Source organism: Pseudomonas sp. PVC-3-1 (assembly GCF_057444315.1).
In genome coordinates, this window is sequence record NZ_CM172023.1 from 5,268,115 (window position 1) to 5,284,088 (window position 15,974).

13 protein-coding genes are annotated in these 15,974 nt (G+C 63.8%); 6 read left to right on the top strand and 7 right to left on the bottom strand.

Annotation, left to right across the window (positions count from 1 at the left end; all coding sequences use genetic code 11):
• Nucleotides 1–49: 49 nt before the first annotated feature.
• The 3 genes from rraA to ppsA form a co-directional block, all read right to left on the bottom strand.
• The gene (gene rraA, locus AC2T4A_RS24120) at nt 50–538 is read right to left on the bottom strand and encodes a ribonuclease E activity regulator RraA (protein WP_416746647.1); all 489 of its coding nucleotides are present in this window, start codon (nt 536–538) and stop codon (nt 50–52) included.
• Nucleotides 539–634: 96 nt separating this feature from the next.
• Nucleotides 635–1,609, bottom strand: coding sequence for an alpha/beta fold hydrolase (locus AC2T4A_RS24125; protein WP_486741985.1), 975 nt, complete (start codon nt 1,607–1,609; stop codon nt 635–637).
• Between the two features lie 65 nt (nt 1,610–1,674).
• Nucleotides 1,675–4,044, bottom strand: coding sequence for a phosphoenolpyruvate synthase (ppsA, locus tag AC2T4A_RS24130; protein WP_416746643.1), 2,370 nt, complete (start codon nt 4,042–4,044; stop codon nt 1,675–1,677).
• 165 nt (nt 4,045–4,209) lie between these two features.
• Between ppsA and ppsR the strand changes: the two genes are divergently transcribed.
• The 6 genes from ppsR (at nt 4,210) to AC2T4A_RS24160 (ending at nt 11,079) form a co-directional block, all read left to right on the top strand.
• Nucleotides 4,210–5,028, top strand: coding sequence for a posphoenolpyruvate synthetase regulatory kinase/phosphorylase PpsR (gene ppsR / locus AC2T4A_RS24135; RefSeq protein WP_017516884.1), 819 nt, complete (start codon nt 4,210–4,212; stop codon nt 5,026–5,028).
• Nucleotides 5,029–5,188: 160 nt separating this feature from the next.
• Complete coding sequence (locus AC2T4A_RS24140; RefSeq protein ID WP_486741986.1) at nt 5,189–6,832, top strand: DUF3300 domain-containing protein; 1,644 nt, start codon at nt 5,189–5,191, stop codon at nt 6,830–6,832.
• Nucleotides 6,833–6,842: 10 nt separating this feature from the next.
• Complete coding sequence (locus tag AC2T4A_RS24145) at nt 6,843–7,736, top strand: DUF2950 domain-containing protein (RefSeq protein WP_486741987.1); 894 nt, start codon at nt 6,843–6,845, stop codon at nt 7,734–7,736.
• Nucleotides 7,737–8,009: 273 nt separating this feature from the next.
• Nucleotides 8,010–8,552 carry a retropepsin-like aspartic peptidase RloA gene (gene rloA, locus AC2T4A_RS24150; protein WP_486741988.1) on the top strand — a complete coding sequence of 181 codons (543 nt, stop codon included), beginning with the start codon at nt 8,010–8,012 and terminating at the stop codon, nt 8,550–8,552.
• A 4-nt stretch (nt 8,553–8,556) separates the two neighbouring features.
• Nucleotides 8,557–10,089 (top strand): osmotic stress tolerance membrane protein RloB, encoded by a 1,533-nt coding sequence (gene rloB / locus AC2T4A_RS24155; RefSeq protein ID WP_416746635.1) that lies wholly within the window; start codon nt 8,557–8,559, stop codon nt 10,087–10,089.
• A gap of 3 nt (nt 10,090–10,092) precedes the next feature.
• A complete protein-coding gene (locus AC2T4A_RS24160) occupies nt 10,093–11,079 on the top strand; it encodes an alpha-L-glutamate ligase-like protein (RefSeq protein WP_416746633.1) in 987 nt (328 codons plus the stop codon).
• A 214-nt stretch (nt 11,080–11,293) separates the two neighbouring features.
• Here AC2T4A_RS24160 and AC2T4A_RS24165 read toward each other — a convergent pair whose 3' ends face one another.
• The 4 genes from AC2T4A_RS24165 to AC2T4A_RS24180 are packed head-to-tail and all read right to left on the bottom strand — an operon-like array spanning nt 11,294 to nt 15,917.
• A complete protein-coding gene (locus AC2T4A_RS24165; protein ID WP_486743728.1) occupies nt 11,294–12,430 on the bottom strand; it encodes a MalM family protein in 1,137 nt (378 codons plus the stop codon).
• A gap of 55 nt (nt 12,431–12,485) precedes the next feature.
• Nucleotides 12,486–14,084 carry an outer membrane protein transport protein gene (locus AC2T4A_RS24170; RefSeq protein WP_416746631.1) on the bottom strand — a complete coding sequence of 533 codons (1,599 nt, stop codon included), beginning with the start codon at nt 14,082–14,084 and terminating at the stop codon, nt 12,486–12,488.
• 18 nt (nt 14,085–14,102) lie between these two features.
• Entirely contained in the window at nt 14,103–15,107 is a 1,005-nt protein-coding gene (locus AC2T4A_RS24175; RefSeq protein ID WP_416746629.1) for a transporter, read from the bottom strand.
• 48 nt (nt 15,108–15,155) lie between these two features.
• Nucleotides 15,156–15,917: a C39 family peptidase gene (locus tag AC2T4A_RS24180; RefSeq protein WP_416746627.1), complete on the bottom strand. Its 762-nt coding sequence runs from the start codon at nt 15,915–15,917 to the stop codon at nt 15,156–15,158.
• Between the last annotated feature and the right edge of the window lie 57 nt (nt 15,918–15,974).

A 15,974-nucleotide genomic window follows, 5' to 3' on the forward strand; every position in this document is an offset into this window, starting at 1 on the left:
GGAAGCTTTCGCTTCCGGCATTGACCGGACTCTTACTGGAAGGTTCGAATTAATCCGGCATTTTCAATGCTTTAGGCGAAACAATGATGCCATTGTTGTCAGCATAGACGAACTCGCCCGGGCGGAAGGTGATGCCGCCGAAAGTCACCGCGACGTTCAGGTCGCCGATACCGCGCTTGTCGGTCTTCATCGGGTGGCTGGCCAGTGCCTGCACGCCCAGGTCAGTCTGTGCAATCACGTCGACGTCCCGGATGCAGCCGTACACCACGATGCCTTCCCAGCCGCTCTTGGCGGCCTTCTCGGCCAGCATGTCGCCCAGCAGGGCGCGACGCAGCGAGCCACCGCCATCCACCACCAGTACCTTGCCCTTGCCATCCTTCTCGACCTGCTCCTTGACCAGCGAGTTGTCCTCGAAGCACTTGATGGTGACGATCTCGCCACCGAAGGAGTCCCGCCCGCCGAAGTTGCTGAACATCGGCTCGACGACCTGGACCAGCTCCGGGTAGGCATCGCACAGATCGGGGGTGACGTAATGCATGGAGAAGCTCCTCTTGATGAAATCCGGCAGGGTTTCAGGCCTGGATGTGACCGAAAGCCGCAATGGCGTCACAGTCTACTCCCTGCCGCGCCAAGCTCAAGCCTGGGCAAGGGCGCCCTGCCCTTCAGGCAACGCACCGTGCTCCAGCCAGTGCTGCAACAAGGGCCAGACCTCACGCTGCGCCCCCTTGCTGATAAGCATCTCGACGTGACCGAAATCCTCGGAAAAGCCCTGGCGCTTGCCCAGGTGCAGGAACTGCCGGACCTGGGAACCAAACTGCTCCAGCAGCATGCGGCAAGCCCAGGCCGGATCCTGGATGTCGCCATCGGAACCGATGGCCAGCACCGGTAGGGAAACCTTCTGCAGCCCGCTCCACCAGTCGTTGTCCTTTTCACCAAAACGGCCGAACAGGCTGTACCAGTGCAATGCTTCCAGGGCCAGCCCCAGGGGCTCGTCTTCCGGACCGCGCTTGAGGCGGGCGCCAGACAGACCGCCCATGCGCTTGAGCAGGAAACGCCCGCTCCATGCCACCGGTGGTAGTTTCAGAGGCCAGTAGGTGCGACTGATCTGACTGCCGCAAAGGGATACGCTGGCCACCTGCCGCTCGTCCAGGTAACCGCCGCCCAGCGCGGCGGCCAGGGTCACGCCACCCAGGGAGTGGCCGATCCAGTGCGGCGCCTGGCCGCTCTGCTCAACCACGAAATTGGCGATGGCGGGCAGGTCGAAGCGTGCGTAATCGGCCACCCGATTGCGATCGTAGTCCTCGTTGCGCGGCGACAGGCCGTGGCCACGCATCTCGGCAATCCACACGTCGAACCCCGCACGCGCCAGGTACGCGCCCAAGCCAATGCCCCTGGGCGAGAACCAGAAGCGGCGATTGGAAAAACTGCCATGCAACAGGATCACAGGCACACCACGGCGCCCATCCGGACGACCGAGACGAGTGACTGCCAGCTCGACGCTGGAGTCGGGGCTGTTGTTTGGCTTGAGGCGGTAGACGTCCTCGGTGAGGTCGCCCCGCAGTTCGGCGCTCACCAGCGCGACGGGAAAGAGTTGACTGCTGCTTTGCATGGAATCGCTTGCATAAAAAAGGGCGGGTGAAATCACCCGCCCTTCTCAGGATGGAGAAGGAACCGTCAGGACTGGCCTTCGGCGAGGAAGAACCAGGTGTCGAGGACCGAGTCGGGGTTCAGCGACACGCTCTCGATGCCCTGCTCCATCAGCCACTTGGCAAGGTCCGGATGGTCCGACGGCCCCTGGCCGCAGATGCCGATGTACTTGCCGGCGCGGTTGCACGCCTGGATGGCGTTGGAGAGCAGCTTCTTCACCGCCGGGTTACGCTCGTCGAACAGGTGCGCGACGATGCCCGAGTCACGGTCCAGGCCCAGGGTCAGCTGGGTCAGGTCGTTGGAGCCGATGGAGAAGCCATCGAAAAACTCGAGGAACTCGTCAGCGAGCAGGGCGTTGGAGGGCAGCTCGCACATCATGATGACGCGCAGGCCGTTCTCGCCACGCTTGAGGCCATTGGTGGCCAGCAGGTCGACGACCTGAGAGGCTTCGCCCAGGGTGCGCACGAACGGCACCATCAGCTCGACGTTGGTCAGGCCCATTTCGTTGCGGACCTTCTTCATCGCGCGGCATTCGAGCTCGAAGCAGTCGCGGAAGGACTCGCTGATGTAGCGCGAAGCGCCACGGAAGCCGAGCATCGGGTTTTCTTCTTCCGGCTCGTAGAGCTTGCCGCCGATCAGGTTGGCGTATTCGTTGGACTTGAAGTCCGACAGACGCACGATGACCTTCTTCGGCCAGAAGGCGGCGGCCAGGGTGCTGACACCCTCGACCAGCTTCTCGACGTAGAAGCCAACCGGATCGTCGTAGCCGGCGATGCGCTTCTCGACGCTTTCCTTGATGTCCGCCGGCAGGCTGGCGAAGTTCAGCAACGCTTTGGGGTGCACGCCGATCATGCGGTTGATGATGAATTCCAGGCGGGCCAGGCCCACACCTTCGTTCGGCAGCTGGGCGAAATCGAAGGCGCGGTCGGGGTTGCCGACGTTCATCATGATCTTGAACGGCAGCTCCGGCATGGCATCGACCGAGTTCTGGCGGATGTCGAAGCCCAGCTCGCCTTCATAGATCAGGCCGGTGTCGCCTTCGGCGCAGGAAACGGTCACACGCTGGCCATCCTTCAGCGCCTGGGTAGCGTTGCCGCAACCGACGACTGCCGGGATGCCCAGTTCGCGGGCGATGATCGCTGCGTGGCAGGTACGGCCGCCACGGTTGGTGACGATCGCGCTGGCGCGCTTCATTACGGGTTCCCAGTCCGGATCGGTCATGTCGGAGACCAGCACATCGCCCGGCTGGACCTTGTCCATCTCGGAAACGTCGTGGATCACCTTCACGGGACCGGCACCGATGCGCTGGCCGATGGCGCGGCCTTCGACCAGGACCTTGCCTTTTTCCTTGAGCAGGTAGCGCTCCATCACGTTGGCACTGGAACGGCTCTTCACCGTTTCCGGGCGGGCCTGCACGATGTACAGCTTGCCGTCGTCACCGTCCTTTGCCCACTCGATGTCCATCGGACGCTCGTAGTGCTTCTCGATGATCAGGGCCTGCTTGGCCAGCTCGATCACTTCGGCGTCGGACAGGGCGAAGCGCGCGCGGTCGGCCTTCTCCACGTCGACTACCTTGACCGATTTGCCGGCCTTGGCTTCGTCGCCGTAGATCATCTTGATGGCCTTGCTGCCCAGGTTGCGGCGCAGGATGGCCGGGCGGCCGGCTTCCAGGGTCGGCTTGTGGACGTAGAACTCGTCGGGGTTCACCGCACCCTGCACCACGGTCTCGCCGAGGCCGTAGGCGCCAGTGATGAACACCACGTCACGGAAACCGGACTCGGTGTCCAGGGTGAACATCACGCCGGCAGTGCCGGTTTCCGAGCGGACCATGCGCTGCACACCGGCGGACAGGGCGACCAGTTTGTGGTCGAAGCCCTGGTGCACGCGGTAGGCGATGGCACGGTCGTTGAAGAGGGAGGCAAAGACTTCCTTGGCCGCGCGGATCACGTTGTCCACGCCGCGGATGTTCAGGAAGGTTTCCTGCTGACCGGCGAAGGACGCGTCCGGCAGGTCTTCGGCGGTGGCGGAGGAACGCACGGCCACGGCCATGTTGTCGTTGCTGCCGGCCATCTCGGCGAAAGCCTTGCGAATCTCGGCGTCGAGACGGGCGGGGAATTCGGCTTCCATCACCCACTGGCGGATCTGCGCGCCGGTCTTGGCCAGGGCGTTGACGTCGTCCACGTCGAGGGCATCGAGCGCCGCGTGGATGCGATCATTCAGGCCGCTCTGATCGAGGAAGTCACGGTAGGCCTGGGCGGTAGTGGCGAAGCCACCCGGTACGGAAACGCCGGCACCGGCGAGGTTGCTGATCATTTCGCCCAGGGATGCGTTCTTGCCCCCCACATGTTCGACATCGTGGACGCCGAGCTTATCGAGGGAAACTACGTACTCTACCAAGGTGATCTCTCCACTAAGTGTTGGAAAAGGTCATACAAGTCGGAGCGGTCCCACCCTTCTGGCCGGAGCCGGAAAAATGGGTGAGAATGCCCCGGCAAAGGGCCTTGCAAACGTGGGGCCTATCATAACCAGGATTCAATCCTACCTATAAGGCCCGCAGCGCACATGAAACGAACTGCATTCTTCATTTCCGACGGCACCGGCATTACTGCCGAAACCCTCGGCCAGAGCCTTCTGGCGCAGTTCGAGAACATCAACTTCACCAAACTGACGCGACCTTACATCGATACCGAAGAAAAAGCGCGCGTCATGGTACAGCAAATCAACCGGGCTGCGGAGGCAGACGGGGCAAGACCGATCATCTTCGATACCATCGTCAATCGTGAGATCCGTTCGGTCCTTGCGCAATCCAACGGTTTCATGATTGACATCTTCTCGACCTTTTTGTCCCCGCTCGAGCAAGAATTATCCTCAGACTCGTCGTATTCCGTCGGAAAATCCCACAGCATCGGCCATAACCCGCACTACATGGAGCGGATCGACGCGGTGAACTTCGCCCTCGACAACGACGACGGTGCCCGCACCCACTACTACGACAAGGCCGACCTCATCCTGGTCGGGGTCTCGCGCTGCGGCAAGACGCCCACCTGCCTCTATATGGCCCTGCAATACGGCATCCGCGCGGCGAACTACCCGCTGACCGAAGAAGACATGGAGCGCCTGCAGTTGCCCAACGCGCTCAAGCCCTACAAGCACAAGCTGTTCGGCCTGACCATCGACCCGGACCGGCTCACTGCCATCCGCCACGAACGCAAGCCCAACAGCCGCTACGCCAGTTTCGCCCAGTGCGAATTCGAGGTTCGCGAGGTGGAAAACCTGTTCCGCCGCGAGAACATCGCCTACATCAATTCCACGCATTTCTCGGTGGAGGAAATCTCCGCGAAGATCCTGGTGGAAAAAGGCGTCGAGCGCCGCCTCAAGTAACCACCGCGCCTCGCACTCCCTCCTTTCGACGGCCGGCCATCCCGGCCGTTGTCTTTTCGGCAGCTTTTCGCCGCTGCGCCTATCATTCTCCAGACCCACGATTTCCCCATGACTCAGGTCATGGGGCGGGCATTCCACGGCAACGGCACAGGAGAGCGCCATGCGAGAATGTCAGTATCTGATGCTGGTCGTGTTGTTGGCGCTGTCGGGTTGTGATTCGGACGAACCACCCAACGCCAAGACGCCACCCACTAGCCCCCCCGCCGCCGCCCAGCCCGCCGCTACGCCTGCGCCGCCACCGGCGCCACCGCCGGCCCCGGCTGCTGCGCCCGCGCCGCCAGCCACGCCACCCGCTACTCAAGCGGCGGAGCAACAAGCCCAGGCGGTGTTCAGCACCGAGCAACTGGACCAGATGCTCGCCCCCCTGGCGCTGTATCCCGATTCCCTGCTGGCACAGGTGCTGATGGCGACCACCTACCCCGGCAACGTCGCCGACGCGGCAGCATGGTCGAAAGCCCACCCCAAAGTCAGTGGCGATGACGCCGTCAAACAAGTGGCAGATCAGCCATGGGACCCGAGCGTGCAATCGCTGGTCGCCTTCCCGCTGGTATTGGCCACGCTGGGCCAGGACCCGGCCTGGGTGCAGCGCGTAGGCGATGCTTTCCTCGCCCAGCCCGATGCGGTGATGGATTCCGTCCAGCGCCTGCGCCGCCAGGCCCAGGCGGCCGGCAACCTGCAGTCGAACGAGCAGCAGACCGTCACCGTGAAACCGGCGCCACCGGCTCCGGCCCAGCCTGCGTCCGGCGGCACCGAGATCGTTCAGCAGGCAGCGCCAGCGCAGACGATCATCATCGAGCCCGCCGATCCGCAAGTGGTCTACGTCCCCAGTTACAACCCCACGCAGGTCTATGGCACCTGGGCCTACCCGTCCAGCCCACCGGTCTACTATCCGCCGCCGCCTCAATACCCCGTCGCCACCGCGCTGGCCAGCGGTTTGGCATTTGGCGCGGGCGTCGCCATCGTCGGCTCGCTCTGGGGAGACTGCGACTGGGACGACCATGAGATCGATGTGGACGTTGAGCACTACAACAACTTCAACAGCAACCGGAACGTCAATCGAAACGTGAATCGCGAGTTCAGCCAGAACGTTAATGGCAACCGTGCCGCCTGGCGCCATGACCCGACCTACCGCAACGGCGTGCCCTACCGCGACAACCGCAGCCGCGAGCAGTACAACCGGCGGCTGGCCGGCGGAGAGCAGCGCGAAGCGATGCGCGGGTTCGACTCGACCCGCGCTCAGGAGCGCTCTCGGGCGCAGCAGAGCCTGGCCGAGCGCGGCATCGCCCCGCCCGCTGCGAACAACGCCCAGGCCCGGGAACGAGCGCAGGCCGCCACCCGCGACCTGCGCGACAACCCGCAAGCCCTGCAGCGCGCCCAGCAGGCCAATCGCGAGCCGCGCGACGTCAATCAGGCCCGTGAACGCGCGCAGAACGCCACGCGCGAATTGAAGAACAATCCCGAAGCACGTCAGCGCGCGCAGAACGTGGCGCAGAACCGTAGCGCGCAGGCTCGACCTCGGGCGGAGAACAATCAGCGGATCCGCGAACAGGCGCGCCAGCAGCACTCCCGAACCCAGGCCCCGCGCAACAATGCCTTCGCCGGCGCCAACAACCCGAGACAGTCCCGCGAGCTTGCCAATCGTGGCCAAGTCAGCCGAGCCGCCGCCAGCCGACCGCAAGCAGCGCGCGCCGGCCATACCGTGCAACGCCCAGCCCGCGCGCCCCGTGGCGGCGGACGTCGATAGGAGACGAGCCATGCCCATCGCATCGCGCCTGCTGGCGCTCGCCCTCCTCGCCGCCCTGCCCGCCAGCCTGCTGGCGCAGGAAAGCTTCCCCACCCCCGACGCGGCCGCCGATGCCTTCGTCGCCGCCCTGGGAACCGAAAAGGCCGATCCCGAGCGCCTCGCCGCCCTGTTGGGCAAGGATTGGCAGAGCTACATCCCCACTGCGGGCATCGACCGCGCCGAGGTTGACGCCTTCCTCGCGCATTACAAGGACAAACACCAGATCGAGAAGGACAACCCCCATCTCGCCCACCTGGTCGTCGGCAACGACCCCTGGACCCTGCCCTTGCCGATCGTCCACGAGAAAAAGGGCTGGGCCTTCAACGCCAAGGCTGGCGGCGAGGAAATCCGCATCCGCCGCATCGGCCGCAATGAGGAATCGGCACTGGAGGCCGTACAGGCCTACCACGACGCGCAGATGGACTTCGCCGAAGTCGACCGCAATGGTGACGGGGTTCTGGAGTACGCCCAGAAATTCGTCAGCAGCGACGGGCAGCATGACGGCCTGTACTGGCCGGAAGAAGAAGGCGGCGCGCAAAGCCCGCTCGGCCCATTGTTCGGCGACGAGCTGCCCGGTGACGGCTGGCATGGCTACCACTATCGCATCCTCACCGCCCAGGGCCCGTCGGCGCCCGGCGGCGCTTACGACTACCTGATCGGCGGCAAGATGACCCGCGGCTTCGCCCTGGTTGCCTGGCCGGTGAAGTATGGCGACAGCGGTGTCATGAGCTTCATGATCAGCCACGATGGTGAAATCTTCTCCAAGAACCTCGGTCTGGAGAGCAGCAAGATCGCCATGAAGATGACCCGTTTCGATCCGGACAGCAGTTGGACAGAGGTGACTCTGCCGGAAACCAGCCCCTGAGCGACTGAACCATTCCCGAGCCCGTCCGGCCGCCCGTCAGCCGGACTGGCTCAGGGGTAGCCCGCCGCACGCCCGGGCTGTCATGAGCCTGAAACAAATACCCTGCCAAGGCGCCAACCGACTGTCGCCAGCGAAAAACCACATGATAGAATTCGCCGCGCTATTGCCTGGCGTCACCAGGCCCCGCCGGCCGGCATGCTGGCCACAGCCATTTGGGGTGACGACCGGGGCGTTTCTTTTCAAGGCTTTGCGGCCACTCACTCATCAAGGCCCATGAGACTCAAGCCCACAGCCCTGCTCCTTCTCCTGAGCATCTTCCTGCTACCCGGCATCAGCGCCGCTGCCGGCAAGGCCGTCTATGGCCTGAACGAATACGCCCGGATCAACGACCTCGACATCGAACTGGCCGCCAAGCTCGACACCGGCGCCAAGACCGCGTCCCTCAGTGCCCGCGACATCAAGCGCTTCAAGCGCGACGGCGAGACCTGGCTGCGTTTCTACCTGGCTACCGACACCGCCGACAGCCAGCCGATCGAGAAGCCCCTGGCGCGCATCAGCAAGATCAAGCGCCGCCACGGCGACTACGACCCCGACGAAGGCAAGGCCTATACCGCGCGTCCGGTGATCGAGCTCGAACTGTGCATGGGCAAGGCCCTGCGCACCATCGAAGTGAACCTTACCGACCGCAGCGCCTTCCAATACCCGCTTCTGATCGGCTCCGACGCGCTCAAGCGCTTCGGCGCCCTGGTCGACCCGAGCCTGAAATACGCCGCCGGCAAGCCCGGCTGCCAACCCGTAGCGAAACCTGCCGAGTAATCCCATGCGCTCTCTTACCCTGCATCTGAAGGTCCTGATCGCCATCCTGCTGACGCTGGGCGTCGCGATCACCGCCTACCAGATCTTCGTCCTCGGCATCCCCATGACCGAGGCCGAGACCGACGACCTGTGGAACATCGACGCCAAGGTCGAGTTCGTCGCCACGCCGAAGACCCCGGTGAAGGTGCAGATGTTCGTACCGCCGCTGACCCAGGATTACGTCAGCCTCAACGAGAGCTTCGTCTCCAACAACTACGGCGTGGGCATCAACCGCTCCGATGGCAACCGCAAGGTCACCTGGTCCTCGCGCCGCGCCACCGGCCAGCAGACCCTCTACTACCGCCTGGTGCTGACCAAACGCTATGCCGGCGCCAGCGAGAAGGCCAAGGAAAAGGGCCCGATCTTCCGTGACAGCCTGCCTCTGGAAGGCCCGGACAAGATCGCCGCCGAAGCCCTGATCGCGCCCATCCGCCAGCACTCGGCGGACGTCGAGACTTTCGTCAGCGAAGCGATCAAGCGCGCCAACAACCTCAACGATGACAACGTGAAACTGCTGCTCGCCGGCGACACCAGCCTGGACAAGCGCTCCCACGTGGTCGAGACCCTGCTCGCGGTGGCCCACGTGCCGCTGGAGCGTGTGCACACCATCCGCCTGATCGCCAACCAGCCGCAGCAGCCTGAACTCTGGCTGCGCAGCTACAACGGCAAGGAATGGCTGTACTTCAACCCGGAAACCGGCGAACGCGGCCTGCCCAACGACCGCCTGATCTGGTGGCTGGGTGACGAGAGCCTGCTGTCCATCGAGGGCGGCAAGAAAGCCCAGGTCAGCTTCAGCCTCAACAGCAGCGAGATGAACGCCATCCGCCTGGCCAAGCTGTCGGACGAGAACACCGATGCGGCCTTCCTCGAGTACTCGCTGTACGGCCTGCCGCTGTCCACCCAGCAGACCTTCCAGATCATGATCATGATCCCGTTCGGCGTGCTGGTGATCCTGGTGCTGCGCAACCTGATCGGCCTGCAGACCCTGGGTACCTTCACCCCGGTGCTGATCGCCCTGGCCTTCCGCGAGACCGGCCTGCAGTGGGGCATCGGCCTGTTCACCGTGATCACCGCGCTGGGCCTGTCGCTACGCTCGTACCTGGAACACCTGAAGCTGCAGATGCTGCCACGCCTGTCGGTGGTGCTGACCTTCGTGGTGGTGATGATCGCCGCCATCAGCCTGCTCAGTCACAAGCTTGGCTTCGAGAGCGGCCTGTCGGTCGCCCTGTTCCCGATGGTGATCCTGACCATGAGCATCGAACGCCTGTCCATCACCTGGGAAGAGCGCGGCGCCGCCCACGCCATGAAGGCCGCCATCGGCACCCTGTTCGCCGCTGCACTGGCGCACATCCTGATGCGCGTACCGGAGCTGGTGTACTTCGTGTTCACCTTCCCGGCCGTGCTGCTGATCCTGGTGTCGTTCATGCTGGCGATGGGTCGCTACCGCGGGTACCGCCTGACCGAACTGTTCCGCTTCAAAGCCTTCCTCAAGGACTAAGCCATGTTCGGCCTGATCAAGCGATGGAGAGCCCTGGAAGCCAAAGGCATCATGGGCATCAACCGGCGAAACGCGGACTACGTGCTGAAGTACAACCAACGGCACCTGTACCCGATCGTCGATGACAAGATCATCACCAAGCAGCGCGCCATCGAGGCGGGCATCCACGTACCGGAAATGTACGGGATCATCTCCACCGAGAAGGAGATCGAACGCCTGCCGGAAATCATCGGCGAGCGCAGCGACTTCGTGATCAAGCCGGCACAGGGCGCCGGCGGCGACGGCATCCTGGTGATCGCCGACCGCTTCGAAGAGCGCTACAAGACGGTCTCCGGGCGGATCATCAGCCATGAGGAAATCGAGCACCAGTTGTCGAGCATCCTCACCGGCCTGTACTCCCTGGGCGGCCACCGCGACCGCGCGCTGATCGAGTACCGGGTGACCCCGGACCAGATCTTCAAGAGCATCAGCTACGAAGGCGTGCCGGACATCCGCATCATCGTACTGATGGGCTACCCGGTGATGGCGATGCTGCGCCTGCCGACCCGCCAGTCCAACGGCAAGGCCAACCTGCACCAGGGCGCCATCGGCGTGGGTGTGGACCTGGCCACCGGCCTGACCCTGCGCGGCACCTGGCTGAACAACAAGATCAGCAAGCACCCGGACACCACCAATGCGGTGGACGGCGTGCAGTTGCCCAATTGGGACGGCTTCATGAAGCTCGCCGCCGGCTGCTACGAGCTGTGCGGCCTGGGCTACATCGGCGTGGACATGGTGCTGGACCAGGACAAGGGCCCGCTGATCCTCGAACTCAACGCACGCCCCGGCCTGAACATCCAGATCGCCAACGACTGCGGCCTCACCCTGCGCACCCATGCCGTCGAAGCGCATATCGCCGAACTGGAAGCCAAGGGCGTGAAGGAGACCGTGGAGGAGCGCGTGCGCTTCTCCCAGCAACTCTTCGGCCACGTGCATCCGAAGGAAGTCTGAGGCGCCCTGCCCCATGAAAAAGCCCGGCAAATGCCGGGCTTTTTTATTGCCCTCCGGTGCCCGCGATCGCGACCATGGGGCGCTCCGACAATGAGCGGTGGCGCAGGACTGTAGGAGCGAGCTTGCTCGCGAACGGATTCCCCGGCGACTCCGCAGTTGGGCGATTCGCGAGCAAGAACTAGGCGTCCCCCTCGGTCCTACAAAGAGCATCAGCTCAGCGCACCACCGCCAGCTCGAACCCGCCCTGGTCGCCGTGCTCACGCACCTTCATCCCCGCCTCGTTCACCGCCAGGTCTTCCAGCGGGCGCTTGTAGGGCTTGTTGTCGAGTGTCTGCAGGCTGCGGTCCTCGTCGGTAGTGAGCAGCAGCACGTAGCGCTCGCCCTGGTTGGCGCGCACCGGGATGGTCCCCTCGATGAACGCATAGCGGTACCAGGTTTCCGGGTTCAGCTTGTACACCGCATCGCTCACCAGCCGGGTCGGGCGCTTCTGTTCATCGAGGAACAGCAGCGACGGGTAGACCACTTGGTGATTGGCGAAACTGCGCACGCGCAGGCCGTAGACGCGCTGGGAGCTGGGCAGCTTCATCGCCACGAAGTAGCTCTTGCCCATGGGGAAGTCGAAGCTCGGCGAGAACTTGTTCAGCTCCTCGTAGCGCGGCTCCTCCGCCGACAACTCGGTGAAATCGCCGTCGCCCATCTGATCGCAGCAACGCCGCTGCAGGTCGACGTAAAGGTCATCCAGGGTCTTGCCGCTGCCCTTGAGCAGCGCCTTCATGGCATCGGTCTGCTCGCCCGCGCCATCGAGCCCCGGCAAGTTGCTCGGGCGCGTCTTCAAGTCGATCTGGCGGCCTTCGGTGAAGGCGATGTTGCTGCCGCCCTGCTCGCCCCGACGGAACATCTCGCCACGTTGCTCCGCGGTGATCGGCGAGTTGCGCACCTGACCCTTGTCGTCGACCCAGGTGAAGTACGGGCTGCCGTTTTCGCTGCGGACGAAACCGCGATCCTCGTAGGACTCCGCGTCAATGTACTCGGAGGAATGGTCGCCGTTGGGCAGCACGTAGTCGGCACGGCCGGGTGCCACCTGACCGGCAGCGTAGAAACTGTTCTGCAGGTTGCCCTGGGCGTCCACCCAGGTGAAGTAGCGGCGCTTGCTCTCCCCCGCTGGCCGGCTGCCCGGCCACTGGGTGGCACTGAGATCGATCAGCCGCGCGCGATCGCTCTGGTCGATACGCTTGTCCGCCTGGCGCTGCTGCTGGGCGTAGTTGGCGTCGACGAAGGTGTTGTGCACCTGGCCGCTGTCGTCGATCCACGATAAGTAGCGGCCGCTGGCTGCCTGCGCCGACGCGCTCATGCCGATGGCGGCGCAGCAGGAAATCAGGAGGGTCAGCCTGCTCATGTTCAAGCCCTCAGAAAGTGGTGCGGTAAGTCATGGCGAAGACGTAGGCCTTCACCGTGGTGCTGACGTCGAGGCCGGCATAGGGGTTGTAGACCAGGTTGTCGATGCCGGTGCAGTTCAGGTTGCAGCTGGTGCCTGCCTTGATGCTCTGTTTGGAGACGAAGTAGTTGAAGCCCAGGTCGATCACCGTGTCCTTGTCCCACTGGTAGCCCAGGCCCAGGCCGTAGAGGTCGGCGTCGCCGATGGGCACCAGGGCATCGGCCTTGTCCTTGGGGATCGCCGAGGGGCGGTACTCGTAGCCGGCGCGCAGTTGCAGACGGTCGTTGACGTCGTACTGCATCCCCATGGCGTAGCTCCAGGTGTCCTGGTAACCACGGTCGAGGATGATGCTGTGGTCAGTGGCGCCGTTGGGTGCGAAGTTCTTGGCGATGCGCAGCAGGTCGAGTTCCTTGTCGAATTCGATTTCCAGCTTGTTCCAGTCGCTGTAGTCGGTCCACTTCAGGTCGAAGTTGAACTGCCATTTGTCGAACGGACGCAGCTTGATGCCGGTGGAGAAGCTGTCCGGGTTGACCATGTTCAGCGTGGCCACGCCATGTTCTTCCTCGGCGTTGCCGTAGGGGAACAGCGGGCTGAGGAAAGCGCCGAACACCGAGCTCTGCATGCCCGACCAGAAGCCCTGCCAGTCCTTGGTGTAGTCGACGCGGTACTTGCCCTTGAGGTGCATGCGCGACTCGCTCTGGTAGGTCGCGCCCCAGGCCAGCCAATCGTAGGGCTCCCAGAGCACCCCCAGGTTGAAGCTGGGCGAGAGCGTCTGCTGCATGTCCAGCTTGAGGTTGGCCAATGAGTCGTAGGGGCCGATGCGGCCGCCACAGACGTTGAATACCAGTTCGACGATCTCCTGGGCGCCGGGCACGCAGGTAGTGTCGTGCAGGGTCTGCAGCAGGCCGGTGAGCAGGCCTGGGTTGCGGAAGTCGGTGTCCAGCGCCATGGCCTGGTGAGAGAAGCCGACGCTCAAGCCCACCGACAGGTCGTCGTTGACCTCGTAGCCCACCGATGGCGAGAAGTAGGTGATGCGCTGCAGCGAGACGCGGCGTCCTTCGTAGCGCGCCGGATCGCTGTCCGAATCGCGCGAATAGCCCAGGGCCTGGGGCGCGTAGACGTTGGTGGCAAAGGTGAACTTGGAGCCCGGCGGGTTGATCGACAAGCCAGCCAGCGGCGCCACCAGCAGCGGCATGTCAGTCATGCCGCCGAGGCCGGGCAGGTACATGGTCGGGGTCAGGGTGCGGCTGTTTTCGCCCGCCACCGGATCGTCGTCCAGGCCGAAGGAGGAAGAGCCGTAATCCGGCGGCGCCTTGAAGCCGGCGCGGATATCCATGACCCCGGTGATCAGCTTGATCTGGGTCTGACGGCCCTTGAGCTTGGTCAGGGCGGCGGGGTTGTAGTGCACCGCGTCGATGCCGGTGGAGTCGGCCGTGACCGCGTTGGCCATGGCCATGGCCTTGGGGTTGCCGATGGTCAGGTCGTTGGCCAACTGGGCGTTGGCGAGCGTCGCCCAGCCAAACCCTACCCCTGCCATCGCCACCGCGAGGGGCGAAATGCGCATAGTCATGTGGTGGTCGCTCGTCGGTTACTGGGCTTTGAGGCCTTGGATATCCAGGGGCAGGGAAACCCCCAGCAGTACATCCGGCGAGTCTTCGGTCAGACCGAAACCGGCGTTCACGTTGACGATGTAATCCGGCGATGTTCGCAGGCCGAGCGAGAAGTTCATGATCGCGCTGGTCTGCTCGGGCGCCTCGACCGTGCGGTCGTTGAAGTAGTACTTGTTCTTGAACGAGTAGGCCATCTGGTAGGAAGTGGCCAGGGACACGTCGTAGGACAGCGCGTACGCCATACCCATGGCGAAGTTGAGGGTATCGCCCGGCACCACCTTCTCCAGTTCTTCGCCGAACTGGTTCTGGTGGATGTCGTCGACCTTCATGTTGTAGGTGTAACCGAGCGAGCCGTAGAGCACGACCGGGTCGATCACGTAGGACATGTTGGCCCCCGCGCCGAGGCTGTAGTAACCGGCGCCGGTGGATACGTCGTCCTGCACGTTGCCCTTGTACGGGCTGTCGCCAGTGGGCAGGCCGAGGGTCGCGTAGAGCGTGGTGACCGGCCGGCCGCGGCGCGCGGCCCAGGGCTGCCAGCGCAGGGTCGCGGAGACGTCGCCCAGGCTGTAGGCATGGATGTCGCGCTCGGTGTCGTACTTGGCCACGAACGGCAGGCGCATGCTGAAAGTCAGGTTGTCCCAGATGCCGTAGTCGAAGGTGAAGGAGTTGGTGAAGGTGTGCTGCGCCTCGCTCTGGGCCAGCACACTGTAGACGTTCTCGCCACTGCGCACGGCCTGCAGACGGGTGTCGCGCATCAGGGTGTAGTCGAAGCCGTAGGTCAGCTGGCGCTCACCCTTCTTGAGCAGGGTGTAGCTCTTCTCGGCTGCCTGGAATACCTGCTCCAACGCCTTGGCGCTGTCGGCGTCGGTATCCTTCTTGGCCAGCGCATCTCGCGCGTCTTCGGTTGTCGCTTCTTCGGCGAATGTGCTGGTACTTGCCAGCAAGGCCAGAGCGGCAACGCACGCAAACCCCTTGAAATCCATGTTGCTATCCCCTGGTCTTGTTCTTATTCGTATGGGCCGATCGGGCGATCACTTGCGCCGGATGTACTGGACATCTCCATTCGTGGCGGCTTCGCCAATCTGGTTCTGGGTGACCTTGCTCATCTCCGGGAATTCGCGGAAAGCCAGCAGGCTGACAGTCCGGTCGTCCACCAGGCGCAGGTCGGCCTCGCGCAGCTCCAGGGCGTTCCTGGGCTCCTGGCCGCTGGGGTAGATGACGAAGAGTACGTTCTGGTCCCAGATTTCCTCGAAACGGGCGCGGGTGAAACTGATGTTGCCCAAGGCAGGATCGGCAACGAAAACGTGGTCGTTGTAGACGTCGCGGACCACGACGAAATGCTTGAAGCCGGCATAGTGGATCGGCACCAGCGCCGGGTGTTCGAGCGAGTCCAGGTCGGAGAACTCGGCACGGAAGCCGCCACTCTTGTAGCCCAGTGCGGCGGCGTAGCGCTTCATGTCCAGAAGCGAGAATCCACGGCGCTGGACGATCTTGTCGGCCTCGCCGTACTTGATCAGGCCTTCCATGACCTGACGCTCTTCCAGGTTGCGGCCCAGGTAGTAATCCAGCAGCGTGGTCAGCGCTGCAGAGCCGCAGCTGTAGTCGTAGGCCTGGCGGATGACGTTGCGGAACTGCACCTGGCTCATCGGCTCGAGCTGGACCGACTCGCGGAAGGGACCGTTGGGCGTGAGCGGCTGCGAGATGTTCACTGTGCCCTGCTGTTGCGGCTTGGTATCCACGGCCTGGGTAAAACCGAACAGGCCCAGCAGGCTTCCCAGCAGAATCTCGAACATCCCACCCCTCTCTTCAAATACTGGAAATCAATCCTGGAAGACCCTTGCCGGCAGACG

What these genes read in the sequence shown, in the direction of transcription:
- AC2T4A_RS24180 (WP_416746627.1), bottom strand. Translation starts at nt 15,917, where the DNA reads ATGTTCGAGATTCTGCTGGGAAGCCTGCTGGGCCTGTTCGGTTTTACC.
- AC2T4A_RS24125 (WP_486741985.1), bottom strand. Translation starts at nt 1,609, where the DNA reads ATGCAAAGCAGCAGTCAACTCTTTCCCGTCGCGCTGGTGAGCGCCGAA.
- AC2T4A_RS24160 (WP_416746633.1), top strand. Translation starts at nt 10,093, where the DNA reads ATGTTCGGCCTGATCAAGCGATGGAGAGCCCTGGAAGCCAAAGGCATC.
- AC2T4A_RS24170 (WP_416746631.1), bottom strand. Translation starts at nt 14,084, where the DNA reads ATGACTATGCGCATTTCGCCCCTCGCGGTGGCGATGGCAGGGGTAGGG.
- AC2T4A_RS24140 (WP_486741986.1), top strand. Translation starts at nt 5,189, where the DNA reads ATGCGAGAATGTCAGTATCTGATGCTGGTCGTGTTGTTGGCGCTGTCG.
- AC2T4A_RS24145 (WP_486741987.1), top strand. Translation starts at nt 6,843, where the DNA reads ATGCCCATCGCATCGCGCCTGCTGGCGCTCGCCCTCCTCGCCGCCCTG.
- AC2T4A_RS24165 (WP_486743728.1), bottom strand. Translation starts at nt 12,430, where the DNA reads ATGAGCGCGTCGGCGCAGGCAGCCAGCGGCCGCTACTTATCGTGGATC.
- rraA (WP_416746647.1), bottom strand. Translation starts at nt 538, where the DNA reads ATGCATTACGTCACCCCCGATCTGTGCGATGCCTACCCGGAGCTGGTC.
- rloA (WP_486741988.1), top strand. Translation starts at nt 8,010, where the DNA reads ATGAGACTCAAGCCCACAGCCCTGCTCCTTCTCCTGAGCATCTTCCTG.
- ppsR (WP_017516884.1), top strand. Translation starts at nt 4,210, where the DNA reads ATGAAACGAACTGCATTCTTCATTTCCGACGGCACCGGCATTACTGCC.
- rloB (WP_416746635.1), top strand. Translation starts at nt 8,557, where the DNA reads ATGCGCTCTCTTACCCTGCATCTGAAGGTCCTGATCGCCATCCTGCTG.
- AC2T4A_RS24175 (WP_416746629.1), bottom strand. Translation starts at nt 15,107, where the DNA reads ATGGATTTCAAGGGGTTTGCGTGCGTTGCCGCTCTGGCCTTGCTGGCA.